The organism is Pseudomonas reinekei (assembly GCF_001945365.1).
GTDB classification, from domain to species: domain Bacteria; phylum Pseudomonadota; class Gammaproteobacteria; order Pseudomonadales; family Pseudomonadaceae; genus Aquipseudomonas; species Aquipseudomonas reinekei.
The window spans coordinates 114691-127524 of sequence record NZ_MSTQ01000009.1 but is presented as its reverse complement, the minus strand read 5'-3'; the positions used below and the strand labels follow the sequence as shown (position 1 = coordinate 127524).

General features: G+C 59.0%; 10 protein-coding genes, 4 tRNA genes and 1 pseudogene. 10 read left to right on the top strand and 5 right to left on the bottom strand.

Annotation, left to right across the window (positions count from 1 at the left end; translation table 11 throughout):
* The first annotated feature begins 52 nt into the window (after window positions 1-52).
* The 3 genes and pseudogenes from BVK86_RS16575 (at window position 53) to BVK86_RS30555 (ending at window position 3503) form a co-directional block, all read left to right on the top strand.
* Window positions 53-1429: an aminotransferase-like domain-containing protein gene (locus tag BVK86_RS16575; protein WP_075947443.1), complete on the top strand. Its 1377-nt coding sequence runs from the start codon at window positions 53-55 to the stop codon at window positions 1427-1429.
* Between the two features lie 88 nt (window positions 1430-1517).
* Window positions 1518-2645, top strand: a pseudogene (locus BVK86_RS30560) (HAMP domain-containing protein); the annotation flags it as partial.
* Window positions 2622-3503 carry a methyl-accepting chemotaxis protein gene (locus BVK86_RS30555; RefSeq protein ID WP_408002975.1) on the top strand — a complete coding sequence of 294 codons (882 nt, stop codon included), beginning with the start codon at window positions 2622-2624 and terminating at the stop codon, window positions 3501-3503. The pseudogene BVK86_RS30560 and the gene BVK86_RS30555, both read left to right, overlap by 24 nt.
* Window positions 3504-3992: 489 nt before the next feature.
* On the opposite strand, the gene BVK86_RS16560 is transcribed toward BVK86_RS30555, so the two are convergent.
* Window positions 3993-4751 (bottom strand): hypothetical protein, encoded by a 759-nt coding sequence (locus BVK86_RS16560; RefSeq protein ID WP_173668848.1) that lies wholly within the window; start codon window positions 4749-4751, stop codon window positions 3993-3995.
* 385 nt (window positions 4752-5136) lie between these two features.
* Here BVK86_RS16560 and BVK86_RS16555 point away from each other — a divergent pair.
* From BVK86_RS16555 to BVK86_RS16540, 4 genes are all read left to right on the top strand, one after another.
* Window positions 5137-5212 (top strand) — tRNA-Glu (locus tag BVK86_RS16555).
* Between the two features lie 2 nt (window positions 5213-5214).
* Window positions 5215-5290: transfer RNA gene (locus BVK86_RS16550), tRNA-Gly, on the top strand.
* A 104-nt stretch (window positions 5291-5394) separates the two neighbouring features.
* A tRNA-Glu gene (locus tag BVK86_RS16545) sits at window positions 5395-5470 on the top strand.
* 3 nt (window positions 5471-5473) lie between these two features.
* Window positions 5474-5549, top strand: a tRNA-Gly gene (locus BVK86_RS16540).
* 117 nt (window positions 5550-5666) lie between these two features.
* Here the strand turns inward: BVK86_RS16540 and BVK86_RS16535 are convergent.
* A complete protein-coding gene (locus BVK86_RS16535; protein ID WP_075947439.1) occupies window positions 5667-6305 on the bottom strand; it encodes a LysE family translocator in 639 nt (212 codons plus the stop codon).
* A gap of 102 nt (window positions 6306-6407) precedes the next feature.
* The gene (locus BVK86_RS16530) at window positions 6408-7034 is read right to left on the bottom strand and encodes an alanyl-tRNA editing protein (RefSeq protein WP_075947438.1); all 627 of its coding nucleotides are present in this window, start codon (window positions 7032-7034) and stop codon (window positions 6408-6410) included.
* Between the two features lie 91 nt (window positions 7035-7125).
* Here BVK86_RS16530 and BVK86_RS16525 point away from each other — a divergent pair, with 91 nt between their 5' ends.
* Window positions 7126-8124: a LysR family transcriptional regulator gene (locus BVK86_RS16525; RefSeq protein WP_075947437.1), complete on the top strand. Its 999-nt coding sequence runs from the start codon at window positions 7126-7128 to the stop codon at window positions 8122-8124.
* Between the two features lie 71 nt (window positions 8125-8195).
* Here BVK86_RS16525 and BVK86_RS16520 read toward each other — a convergent pair whose 3' ends face one another.
* Together BVK86_RS16520 and BVK86_RS16515 are read right to left on the bottom strand one after the other, a co-directional pair.
* Window positions 8196-8603 carry a PA2817 family protein gene (locus tag BVK86_RS16520; protein ID WP_007972361.1) on the bottom strand — a complete coding sequence of 136 codons (408 nt, stop codon included), beginning with the start codon at window positions 8601-8603 and terminating at the stop codon, window positions 8196-8198.
* Window positions 8604-8686: 83 nt separating this feature from the next.
* Window positions 8687-11134, bottom strand: a complete 2448-nt coding sequence (locus BVK86_RS16515; RefSeq protein ID WP_075947436.1) for an acyl-CoA dehydrogenase — start codon at window positions 11132-11134, stop codon at window positions 8687-8689.
* Between the two features lie 261 nt (window positions 11135-11395).
* Between BVK86_RS16515 and BVK86_RS16510 the strand changes: the two genes are divergently transcribed.
* A complete protein-coding gene (locus BVK86_RS16510) occupies window positions 11396-12055 on the top strand; it encodes a transglutaminase-like domain-containing protein (RefSeq protein ID WP_075947558.1) in 660 nt (219 codons plus the stop codon).
* 43 nt (window positions 12056-12098) lie between these two features.
* Window positions 12099-12722: a glutathione S-transferase family protein gene (locus BVK86_RS16505; RefSeq protein WP_075947435.1), complete on the top strand. Its 624-nt coding sequence runs from the start codon at window positions 12099-12101 to the stop codon at window positions 12720-12722.
* Window positions 12723-12834 lie beyond the last annotated feature (112 nt).

The window sequence follows — 12834 nt, the reverse complement described above, 5'->3', positions numbered from 1 at the left end:
ACGCTCCTGTGATTAACTGTTTCCGGCAGAACCCACAGGAGTTTTCTTGCTCATGGAATTGAGAATAGATCGACAGGCATTGGTGCCGGTCGTACAGCAGATCGTCGACGCACTGGTCTGTTGGCTGCATTGCAACAACTTGGCGCCGGGTGCGCGTTTGCCTCCAGTGCGGCAGATCGCACGAATCAATCTGCTCAGTCAGTCCTGTGTCGTCGAGGCGTGTGAGCGCCTGGTGGTGCAAGGTGTGCTGGAATCTCGACAGGGCGCCGTTTTCGTCGTGGCGGCTCCGACGCCCGATGCCCGGGATCGCCAGGATGACTTGTGGTTTCAAGGCACACAGCCGGGACCTTCGTCTGAATTGCAACTGGGCTGCGGTGGGCTGCCCGAAAGTTGGCGCGAGTCGGACGATTTGAGTTACGCGATCCGTCAGGTCAGCCGCACCGACATGGCCGGCCTGTTCAACTACAGCACGCCCTTGGGGTTGCCCGCCCTGCGCGAGCAAATCCTCAAGCGCCTGAAACCGCTGGCCATCAACGTAGAAGCCAATCGAATCATGACCACCGCCGGCGCCAGTCAAGGGTTGGACCTGATCGTGCGGACGCTGTTCAAACCGGGGGATTGCGTGGTGGTCGAGAGCCCGGGCTATCCCATGTTGTTCGACCTGCTGAGGTTGCACGCAATCAGCATGTTCGAGGTGCCACGAACCCCCCATGGGCCAGACGTCGCCGTTCTGGAACAACTGCTGCTGGAGCACCGCCCGAAAGGGCTGTTCATCAACAGCTTCCATCACAACCCTACGGGCGGCAGCCTGGTCCCGGTGGTGGCGCAACGGGTGTTGCAACTGACAAGAAAACACGGAGTGCTGCTGATTGAGGACGATGTCTACGCCGATCTCCACAGCGGCACCGGAACGCGTCTCGCTGCCTTGGATGACCGTGTGATCTACGTCGGCAGTTACTCGAAAACCCTCAGCAGTTCCTTGCGAGTCGGCTTTGTGGTGGCCAGTGCCGACGTGATTGCGCGGTTGGCTGAAGTCAAGATGATCAGCAGCATGGGCGCGTCACGATTTTGTGAGTCGGTGCTGGCCTGCCTGCTGGCTAATGGCGCCTATCGCAAATTGCTGAAGCGTCAGAGGCAGCGTTTGAACACTGACAGGCAGGCGGCTTTGCAGTTGCTGGAAGATGCCGAGTGGGAGGTGTTCGGCAAGCCCACTGCCGGCCTGTTCATCTGGGCGCGTTCACGATGGATGGACTGCGCGCAGATGCAAGCCCGGGCGCAACGTCATGGTGTCGTGTTGTCTTGCGCGACAGCCTTCAGCCCCGTTGGCGAGGCCGCTGATTGGCAGCGAATCAATGTGGCTTGTGCCTGCGATCCGCGAGCCAGGGCATTTTTTCAGGCCACCGCCCCGAATCGACATCAAGCGTTCTGAAAACGACGTGGGCGTAGCTTTTTGCCATTATTCCGACGCCAGAGACTTGTGTTGGTAGAAGCCCGTTGCGAATCTGCATCCATAGACTATGGCAGGGGGACTACGCGCAATGATTTCGGCCGTGCAAGGACGTTTTGCCAACCTCGGTATGGCAAAAAAACTGGGTGTCGGGTTTGTGCTCGTGCTGCTGTTGACCGCCGTGGTGGCGGCCATCGGCGTATGGTCCCTGCAAACCATCAGTCAGCGCTTCGACGGACTCAAGCAGATGTCGTCGCTCAACAGCGGTTTGCTCAACGTGCGGCTGCTGGAGCAGGAGTATGCGTTGCGCGGCAACCCGAAAACCGCCGACGCCCTGCGTGAAGGGGTGGACGGTCTGATTGCGCTGGCGAACCGGCTCAAGGTTGGGTCTGCAGCGAATGTGCCGGTGATGACTGATGTCGAGCAATCCCTTGCGGCATACCGCAAGGCGTTTGATGAGTTTGTCTCACTCAGTCAGGCCAAGGACCTGGCATTGGAAATGGCCAGTTGGTCGGTGTCCAGCGTTGCCAATAATCTCGACGTGTTGCAGGCGGGGCTCGCCGATGACGGCGCCTATACCCTGAAGGATTCCGAAGGCAAGGACGGTGCGCAGTTTATCGAACAAGCCAATCAGGTCAGCCAGGTTTCGCGCCTGATGCTGCAAGCCATGAATGAAGCGCGCGTGCGCCTGGACCAGAGCCGCAAGGGAGACGACGGCGCAGGGCAGGGCAAGATCGAGCAGGCCAGTCAGGCATTGACCCAAGCCGAAGCATTGAAAACCACGGTCAAGGATGAGGGTTATCAAACGGTTCTCAATGAAGTGAGCGGACATATCGCCAGCTTTAACGACAAGCTCGCCGAGTACACCGGTTTGCTGGAGCAGGAAAAAACCGTTTACCAACAACTGCATCAACGCGCCGGCCAAGTGGTGGAGCGGGTGGACCAGGCGTATGTCGCCGAAGACCAATCGATGCAGACCGAGCTGAAAAAGAATTCGCTGCTGATCATTGGCTCCTCGGCGCTGGCGTTGTTGGTGGGGTTGATCGCCGCCTGGGTGATTACCCGGTTGATCGTGGGGCCACTGCGCCGTGTCATCCGTGTGGCGCAGCAGATCGCTTCGGGGGATTTGAGCGGGACTGTCGAAGTCACCCGTCGGGACGAGATTGGTCAATTGATGCAGGCCATGCAGCAAATGGGCGCGGGTCTGAGCCAGATCGTCAGCGGTTTGCAGGCAGGCATCGAGCAATTGGCAACGTCGGCTCAATCGCTGTCGGCCGTGACTGAGCAGACCAATCTTGAAGTCAGCAGTCAGAAGGAAGAAACCGAGCAAGTCGCCACGGCGATGAACCAGATGACCGCCACCGTTCACGATGTCGCACGTAATGCGGAGGAGGCCGCCCAGGCTGCGCAAACGGCAGACGGCAAGGTTGAAAGCGGCCAGCACGTGGTGCGCAAAAGCATGGCGAGGATTGAGCAATTGGCCGATTCCGCCCATTCGGCCAGTTCAAGCATCGAAAGCCTGAGTGCGGAAATCCAGAACATCGGCACGGTGCTGGGTGTTATCAAGAGTGTGGCAGAGCAGACCAATTTGCTGGCGCTCAATGCGGCCATTGAAGCGGCACGTGCCGGCGAGCAGGGCAGGGGCTTCGCGGTGGTGGCCGACGAGGTGCGCGCCTTGGCCAAGCGCACGCAGCAATCGACCGAGGAGATCGAACGTCTGGTCAGCGCCTTGCGCGCGGCGGCGCAGTCGTCGGTGCAGCAGATTCAGAACAGTGGCGAACTGGTGAAGCTGGCGGTCAGTGATGCGCTGCAAACCGAGAGCGCGCTGGGGAGTATTGCGGCGGCGGTTTCGTTGATTCAGCAGATGAACCAGCAGATTGCGGCGGCAGCCGAGGAGCAAAGTTCGGTGGCTGAGGAGATCAATCGCAGTGTCACGAGTATTCGTGCCAGCGCTGATCAGTCTTCGTTGGCGATGCAGGGGAATGCGGCGTCGAGTATTGAGCTGGCGCAGTTGGGGGTTGAGTTGAAGGGGATGGTGGGGCATTTCAGGCTTTGAGCTTTGAGCTTTTTTGATTGGGTACATATCCGTTGCTGCGGTAACGGCTGCTTATGGTTTCGCCCTTACGGCGAGTCCCTTTTGGCAAACGCCCCAAAAGGAACCAAAAGGTCTTGCCCCTTTCGTACGGCACCTCGCTCGGGCTCGGTGTTCCTTCGCTCCGGCATTCACCCGGGGGCATCGCCTCCGGTCTGCTTCGCGACGACCTCCTCTCGATGTGTGCGGCTGCGCCGCACGGCGCTACGCGCCCACCCCCGGATAAACGCCTCCACTCAGCCTGCCGAGGGGGCGGGTGGATCAAAAGCGGCAGGCGAGCTAACGCTCGGCCTGTGGAGTGGTGAAGAACTCGGGTGTACTCATATCCACTGTAGGCGCCGGCTCGCTGGCGATGACGTCCTGACATTCAACGTATTTCACTCGGATGTATGCATCCTAAAAATCCAACCCCAAAAAAAGCCACCTCTCGGTGGCTTTCTCTTTTATTGCTGATCAGTCGTAGATCACCTTCTTCTTCCAGTCCGCATCCGCCTCGACGTCTTTGAGGCCTTCGGTCAATTGGTTGACTTCGCCTTCTACAGGGGCGATGCGGTCCATGACCTGGGCGTTGGCGCGGGCCAGGAGTTTTTCCAGGTATTCCAGTTGTTCGGCGTAGATCTGCGGCTCCTGCTGTTTACGCAGGTATTGCACGCCGCGCTCGAATGCCAGGCGCGCCTGGCCGGGTTGATTCTGTTGCAGCGAGTGCTGGCCGAGGTTGTTGAAGAACTCAATGTGCAGCAGCACCAGAATATGGCGGACCTCGCGGATCCAGCGCTTGGCCTCGTTGGGCGGCAGATAGCCGTCCTGAGCAGCTCGGGTAATTTGGCCATGCAGGGCTTCAAGCAGGAAGCGCACATCCTTGGCTTTGGCTTCGGTCTGGATCGGCGCGGGCGGGTTGTTGACCGGGATCGATTCGCCCTGGGCGACCAAAGTCTCCAGCTCGCCAATCCGTGCCTTGAGGTTGGAGCTGGTTTTTTCCAGATTCAACAGGCGCTGGCAGACGTTCAATTCCAGGCGGGTCATCAGCAGCTTGAGCGCCGGTGTCATCAACTGGCCGGGGAAGGTCTCGGTGATCTCACCGCAACGACGCAGGCGATCGTTGAGTTCAACCTTGGTACGGGCCCTTTCCAGCTTATTGTTTTCCACCACATGGTTGATGTAGCCAATGGCGATCAATAATGCGATCCCGGCTACGACGAGCAGGGTGATCATGAGTGGTGTCACCGGTAAGACCTCTTTTTAGGGTTCGCGTGCGAGTGTAGTGGCTGGGCATATAGGCGCCTAGGGCCGCTCGACGAGCTGATCGATGTGGCCCAATCTGTATCGGCCGCCGTCTTCTTATATGAATGCTGGCATCGGTAGGGCGGATTGCCATCATTGCTGGCTGCGACTATAACGCCTTGGCGAGTGTCAGAATATAGGCGCCAAACACCGGGCGGCGGAAAATCCGGATTGGCACCGGAAAGCAGGGCGAAGTCATTGATTTAAATAAATTTATATCAGGGGGTTGACGACCTCTCAATCCATCCATAGAATGCGCGCCACTTGCAGCGTAAAGCACACAGCGAAACGAAGCAGGGAGTGAATGTTGTAGTGTGTCCCCTTCGTCTAGTGGCCTAGGACACCGCCCTTTCACGGCGGTAACAGGGGTTCGAGTCCCCTAGGGGACGCCAATGCGGGAATAGCTCAGTTGGTAGAGCACGACCTTGCCAAGGTCGGGGTCGCGAGTTCGAGTCTCGTTTCCCGCTCCAATTTTAAACAGCGTTGCTTTCGGGCAAGGCTGAGTGAAACCAGAACCAAGTCTTCGGATGCGGATCTGGGCACCGAAACACACACCATGTGTTCCGGGCAGCGTGTCCCCTTCGTCTAGTGGCCTAGGACACCGCCCTTTCACGGCGGTAACAGGGGTTCGAGTCCCCTAGGGGACGCCATTTGCGGGAATAGCTCAGTTGGTAGAGCACGACCTTGCCAAGGTCGGGGTCGCGAGTTCGAGTCTCGTTTCCCGCTCCATATTCAACAAAAACGCCGCTCAGCAATGAGCGGCGTTTTTGTTTGTGCGCGATTCATGCTCCAGATAAAAGAAGGCCCGCCAGCCTGACTGTGCGGGCCTTTTCATGTCCTGCGCTTTTACATCGACAGCATCAACCGCCCAGCAAACAAAATCAGGATCACGCCCATGCTGCGTTCGAACCAGTGCCCCATGCGCATGAACAGCAATCTGACCTTGGGGCTGGAAAAGAACAGCGCCACGATCACAAACCACAGGGCGTTTACAAAGCACATCCACACCCCATACAGCGCCTGAATCTTCAGCGGTGTCGTGGCGCTGATGAGCGTGGTGAAAATCGCCAGGAAAAACAGCGTGGCCTTGGGGTTGGTGGCGTTGGTCAGAAAACCGGTGGTGAAGGCCTTCAGCAATGTCTGCTGGATAATCGCTTCGTCGGTGGCTTTATCGCCCTCAAGTACGGGTTTGGGCTGACTCCGTACCAGGCTCACACCCAAGTACAGGATGTAGGCACCGCCCACGACTTTGGCCACTGATAATAGCCACGGTGTGGTGTGCATCAATGCGCCTATGCCAAGCACGGTGTACAGCACATGCACGGAAATGCCCGCGCCGATGCCCAGCGCCGTGCAAATCCCCACCCACCGGCCGAAGCGTACGCTCTGTCGGATTGTGACGGCGAAATCCGGGCCGGGGGCGACCACGGCGAGAAAATGGACGATCGCCAGCGCCAGAAACTCGCCCAGGTAATTTGAAAGCATCTCAACTCCAGAAAGTCAGGGGGGAAGCGAGCGTCGACGAAGCTCTCGAATGCAGGCGCCATCCGGCGTCGGGCAACGGCAGGGGCGACATTGCCCAAAGGCTCAGTCCACGTGGTAGTGGACGGATAACGTGCCTTTCTTTTGCGCAAGGGATTCGATCGTGATCGTGCCCAAATCCTTCAAACTACGTACATGGGTGCCGCCGCAACCGTAGGCGGGCAGTTCACCAAAGCCGATTTCCCGGGCCCCTTCGCGCAGAGATATCAGGCGCGGCAGATCGTCGGTGATCCACTGCTCGATGCCTTGCTGCAGGATGTCTGCTTCAACTTCCTGGGCCGATTCCGTCGGCTTGAATTGCACACGCCCTTCGCCAGGCCAGTGATGCGCCTTGATCGGCATCCAGCCCATGGCCTGGACAAAATGGCCAATCAGATGCCCGGCGGTATGCATGCGTGTATTGAACTGGCGGCGCTCCTCGTCGATCCGGATCGGGGTCATCCCGATTTTTACCGGGCTGTCGACGAAATGGATGATCCGGTCCGGGTCCTGCAACACGCGCAGGACTCGGCTCTCACCGATCCAGCCGGTATCGAAGGGTTGTCCGCCGCCCTGAGGGTGGAACAGAGTTGCGCGCAGCACCACGGCGAATTCGCTCTCGTGGGGTGTGCAATCCAGGACTTCCACGTTGGCCTTGAGGTCATCACTGTGGAAGAAGAGGCGAAGCGTCATGTTCCATGCTCGAATTAAAATGTCTGATTTTTATTATATGAAGGGTGGAATAGCGTGATAATCCGTTCAAACATCAAAGGACTGTTGCGTCGTGAGCATAAATCTTCCACTGCCACTGCTGGGTGAAATGGCGATTTTCGTCAAGGTCGTCGAGACCGGCAGTTTCTCTGAAGCGGCACGCCAACTGGGCTCTTCACCCTCGGCGGTCAGTCGCAGCATTTCGCGCCTGGAGAAAGCGCTGGCGACCCGGCTCCTGCAACGAACCACGCGCAAGTTGCGCTTGAGTGACGGTGGGGAAGAGGTGTTCAAGCGCTGCCAGGAGATGGTCAACGCTGCCCGTTCGGTGATGGAGATCAGTGGTCAATTTACCGATGAGCCCGAAGGGGTCGTCCGTCTCAGTGTGCCAAAAGCGGTGGGCCGGATCGTGATTCATCCGCACATGTCGGAGTTTTTGCGTCGTTATCCCAAAGTCGATGTGGAGTTGCTGCTGGAGGATCGCCAGGTTGATTTGATCGACGATCACGTCGATCTGGCGATACGCATCACCGATCGCCCGCCTGCGGGGCTGGTGGGTCGCCAGTTACTGACAATCGACCATTTGCTCTGCGCGACCCCGCAGTATCTGGCCGAACATGGAACGCCGACCCATCCCCATGACTTGCTCAACCACAGTTGCATTTACCTGGGGGAAACCCCGAGCGATGCGCGGTGGAAATTCAAGAAAGGCAGCAAGTCGGTCACGGTCGGTGTGCGTGGGCGCTATGCCGCCAATCACACCGGCGTGCGGTTTGGTGCGGTTTTGCAACACATAGGCATTGGCAGCCTGCCGTATTTCACGGCGCGCCGAGCGCTGGAGAAAGGGTTGATGGTGCAAGTGTTGCCGGACTGGACTTTCCTGGCGTCCTACCACGGCGGTGCCTGGCTGCTGCATTCGCCAACCCGATACCTGCCTCCCAAGCTGCGGGTGTTGATCGATTACCTGGTGGAATGCCTGGAGAAGGAGCCGACACTGGGCAAGCCCGGTAAACCGGGTCGCCTGAGTACGGCGGTATCGGAGTATGAGCTGCCCGAGAGTGATGGGTTGTTCTGAGCAAGATCAAAAGTTCGCCGGGAAAAACAAAAAAGGTCCGCATGCGGACCTTTTGTTTTGCTGATCCTGGATCAGTGCTTGCTGTCCTGATTGGACAGCGCCAGCAGCTGTTTTTCCTGGTTCCAGTCAAACGGTTCGTCATTCTGTTCAGCTTCGAAACGACGCTCTTCCAGCGCCTGATACAGGTCGATTTCGTCATCGGGCATGTAGTGCAGGCAGTCACCGGCGAAGTACCACAGCAGGTCGCGCGGGACCAGGTGGGCGATTTGCGGGTAACGGGTGATCACCTGGCACAGGATGTCCTGGCCCAGGTACTGGCTTTCGATCGGGTCGACCGGCAGCAGTGCAAGCAGTTCGTCGAAGCGCTCCAGGAACAAGGCATGGCTTTCGTCGGGAACCTGTTCGGCCTCACCTACGGCGACCAGGATGCTGCGCAGGTGGTCGAGCAATACGAGATGATCGGCAACGATGTTGGACACGAGATAAGTCCTCAAGAGCAAAACGGGCGCGGGAGTATAAAGCTCCTGCGCCCGTTTTTACATGGTGGACGGGGACGGTTTGATCAGCGGACCTTCCCCGGTGCTATCGCCAGCTCCTCTTTATCGAAGTCGTCGACATCGATCACCTTGCGCCGTGCCGCCTCGGCCTCACGCAGGGTTTGCGCCTCCACGGGTTGCAATACGCCGGCCTCCAGCGCCGCATCGATCACGTGTTCGCCGGCGACCGGTCTGACCTGACCGCTCTTGAGCGCCCCATGGAGTTTTTTCTGCAGGGTTTGTGAAGCGCCCGTCAGGTTGCTGGCATGTTGCAGGGCGCCGACCGGATCTTCCTTCGATTGTGGGCGGTAGCAGCCGAGGAGCACTTCCTCCAGCGCCGGATCACCCTTGGCTCGACCGATGATCGCAGCCACTTGTGCGCCCAGCTTGTCGGAAGGTCCTTTATGGCGGCGTCCGAACGGGAACACGATCACCCGCAGCAGGCATGCCAGCACCTTGTTCGGGAAATTGTCGAGCAGTTCATCCATGGCTCGTTCGGCCTGGCCAAGGCTTTCCTCCATGGCCCAGGCAAACAGTGGCTCCATGTGTTCCGGCGCGTCGAGGTCGTTGTAACGCTTGAGTGCGGCGCTGGCCAGGTACATGTTGCTGAGCACGTCGCCCAGGCGTGCCGACAGGCGTTCGCGGCGTTTCAGTTCCCCGCCGAGCAGCATCATGCTCAGATCGGCAAGCAGCGCAAATGCGGCGGCCTGACGGTTGAGGGCGCGGAAATAACCCTGGCTGAGCTTGTCGCCCGGGGTATGTTCCAGGTGGCCAAACCCGAGGTTCAGCACCAGCGTGCTCGCGGCATTGCTGACGGCAAAGCCAATGTGCTTGAGCAGCAGGCCATCGAATTCGATCAGTGCCTGATCCTTGTCTTCACGGGTGGCCAGCGCCATTTCCTTGAGGACGAAAGGATGGCAGCGAATCGCGCCCTGGCCGAAGATCATCAGGTTGCGCGAAAGGATGTTGGCGCCTTCCACGGTAATGAAGATCGGTGCGCCACACCATTTGCGCGCGAGGTAGTTGTTCGGTCCTTGAATGATTGCCTTGCCGCCATGCACGTCCATGGCGTGGCTGATGCATTCGCGGCCCCGTTCGGTGAGGTGATACTTGAGGATCGCCGACAACACCGACGGTTTCTCGCCCAGATCCACTGCGTTGGCGGTCAGCATCCGCGCGGCATCCATCATCCAGGCGTTGCCGCCGATGCGGGCCATGGATTCCTGAATGCCTTCGAACGCGGCAATCGGCACGTTGAACTGTTCGCGAATCTGCGCGTACTGGCCCGTCACCAGACTGGTGAACTTGGCCATGCCGGTGCCAACGGCGGGCAGGGAAATCGAACGCCCGACCGACAGGCAATTCATCAGCATCATCCAGCCTTTGCCGAGCATTTCCTGGCCACCGATGAGGAACTCCAGCGGGATGAAAACGTCTTTGCCGGCGTTAGGGCCGTTCATGAACGCTGCGCCCAGTGGCAGGTGACGACGGCCGATTTCCACGCCGGGAATATCGGTCGGAATCAGCGCGAGGCTGATACCCAGGTCTTCTTTATCGCCCAGCAGGTGGTCCGGGTCGTAAGCCTTGAAGGCGAGGCCGAGGAGGGTGGCCACCGGTCCCAGGGTGATGTAGCGCTTTTCCCAGTTCAGGCGCAGGCCCAGGGTTTCCTGGCCTTCCCATTCACCTTTGCAGATCACCCCGGTGTCGGGCATGCCGCCGGCATCGGAACCCGCCATTGGCCCGGTGAGGGCGAAGCACGGAATATCGTCGCCGCGCGCCAGACGTGGCAGGTAGTGGTTGCGTTGTTCGTCGGTGCCGTAATGCAGCAGCAGTTCAGCCGGACCGAGGGAGTTGGGGACCATCACGGTGGAGGCCAGGTCGCCGCTGTGGCTGGCGAGTTTCATCGCCACTTGTGAGTGGGCATACGCCGAGAAGCCCTTGCCGCCGAACTCCTTGGGGATGATCAGGGCAAAGAAACCGTTTTCCTTGATGAACGCCCAGGCCTCGGCCGGCAGGTCCATGGTTTGACCAATCTGGTAGTCACTGACCATGGCGCAGAGTTCTTCGGTCGGGCCGTCGATGAAGGCCTGTTCCTCTTCGCTCAGCTGTACCTTGGGATACGCCAGCAGTTTGTTCCAGTCCGGACGACCGCTGAACAGTTCGCCATCCCACCACACAGTGCCCGCTTCAATGGCATCGCGTTCGGTTTGCGACATGGGTGGCAGGGTTTTCTGGAACCAGTTGAACATCGGCGCGCTGAAGAGTTTTCGGCGCAGGTCTGGCAGTAATAATGGTGCGGCCACCGCAGCGAGCAACACCCAGAAAATCAACAGCAACCAACCCGGCGCGTGACTGAAGATGCCCATTGCCAGCAGATAGACAGCCACGATGCCCAAGGCAGGCAGCGGTGAAATGCGACGGTGGGCTAAATAAGCGATCCCGACAACCAGAACCAGTATCCACAACAGCAGCATATTTAATCCTCCGTGAAACCAGGGCAAGCCAACCCACAGAGCTTAGACGGCATCCGCAAAACGGGGTGGTCGGAGCGAGGTGATTGAAATCGTGGGAAATCCCGGATGATTTCTGTAGGTCCGGTTGGCAACATGCCCGGGAAAACGTTCATTGAGCGGGCGGCTAAGCGCCCATGTTTGGCCGAAACGTCGTTATCTCTGTGCTGAACCTCTCGTTAGACTCGAGGCTTCCCCCAGGAGATCGCCCGCATGCACGAGTATCTGCACCCGTACTTAAGCCCCGGCCGCTTCATCGATAGTGACCATCCCGGCGTGGTGGAGTTCGCCGAAAAACACCGTGGCAGCAGTCGCGACCCGCGCGAGCAGGCGATCAGCCTTTATTACGCCGTACGCGAGGCGGTGCGCTACAACCCGTACACCTTCAGCCGTGATCCGCAGACCTTGCGCGGCAGTTACGCACTGGCGGCTGGCGAGAGTTATTGCGTGCCCAAAGCCACGCTGCTGGCCGGTGCCGCGCGCCATTGCGGCATCCCGGCGCGGATCGGCCTGGCGGATGTGCGCAATCATTTGTCGACGCCGCGTCTGCTCGAATTGCTCAAGAGCGACATGTTCGCCATGCACGGTTACACCGAGTTCTATCTGCAGGGTCGCTGGGTCAAGGCGACCCCCGCGTTCAACCAGAAACTTTGCGAGTTGTTCAATGTGGCGCCGCTGGAATTCGACGGCATCAACGACAGCGTTTTCCACCCGTACAACCGCGATGGCGAGCAGCTGATGGAGTACCTCGTCGATCACGGCCAGTTTGCCGATGTGCCTGAAGCGTTCTTTTTCGAGCACCTGGAAAAGTGCTATCCGCATCTGTTCGGCGAACAACTGCCGCCGTTGTTGGGTGACATGCAGACTGATTTGAGTCGCGCCTGATCCGGCGTATGCTGCCTGCGCATTCATCAATCAAGAGGCGGTCATGCTGAAGATCTGGGGTCGGAAAAATTCATCGAATGTCAGAAAGCCATTGTGGGCCGCCGAGGAGTTGGGGCTGGCGTATGAAGCCATCGATGCGGGCGGCGCCTTTGGTGTTGTCGATACGCCCGAGTACCGTGCAATGAACCCCAATGGCCGCGTGCCGGTGATCGAAGACGACGGTTTTGTGTTGTGGGAATCCAACGCCATCGTGCGTTATCTACTGGCCAGACATGCGGCGGATACCGCGTGGTATCCGGCCAGTGTGCAAGCGCGTGCCATCGCTGACAAATGGATGGACTGGACCACGTCCAGTTTCGCCGGTCCTTTCCGCACCGTGTTCTGGGGCGTGTTGCGCACCCCGGCAGATCAGCAGGACTGGCCTGCGATCAAGGCTGCAATCACGGAATGCGAGGGGTTGCTGGAAATGGCCGATCAAGCGCTGGCGGCCACGCCTTACCTGTCCGGCGAGGAAATCGGCATGGGCGACATTCCCCTGGGCAGTTTCATTTATGCCTGGTTCGAGATGCCGATCGAACGCGCGCCACGGCCGCATCTGGAGGCCTGGTATGCACGGCTGAAACAGCGTCCGGCGTATCGCAAGGCCGTTATGACCGCGTTGACTTAATACTTATTATCGACACAGTTGACTGTACTTGTGTGGCGGCGACAAGCACCATTGCGTTCATGCGCCGCGGTTGCATTGCTCGCCGGCCGCCCTTATTTACTCCTTTCTTCCC

Bases quoted from the DNA above. Each gene is read 5' to 3' on its own strand.
- BVK86_RS16575 (WP_075947443.1), top strand. From the start codon at position 53: ATGGAATTGAGAATAGATCGACAGGCATTGGTGCCGGTCGTACAGCAG.
- BVK86_RS30555 (WP_408002975.1), top strand. From the start codon at position 2,622: ATGCAGGCCATGCAGCAAATGGGCGCGGGTCTGAGCCAGATCGTCAGC.
- BVK86_RS16560 (WP_173668848.1), bottom strand. From the start codon at position 4,751: ATGATCACCCTGCTCGTCGTAGCCGGGATCGCATTATTGATCGCCATT.
- BVK86_RS16535 (WP_075947439.1), bottom strand. From the start codon at position 6,305: ATGCTTTCAAATTACCTGGGCGAGTTTCTGGCGCTGGCGATCGTCCAT.
- BVK86_RS16530 (WP_075947438.1), bottom strand. From the start codon at position 7,034: ATGACGCTTCGCCTCTTCTTCCACAGTGATGACCTCAAGGCCAACGTG.
- BVK86_RS16515 (WP_075947436.1), bottom strand. From the start codon at position 11,134: ATGCTGCTGTTGTGGATACTGGTTCTGGTTGTCGGGATCGCTTATTTA.
- BVK86_RS16505 (WP_075947435.1), top strand. From the start codon at position 12,099: ATGCTGAAGATCTGGGGTCGGAAAAATTCATCGAATGTCAGAAAGCCA.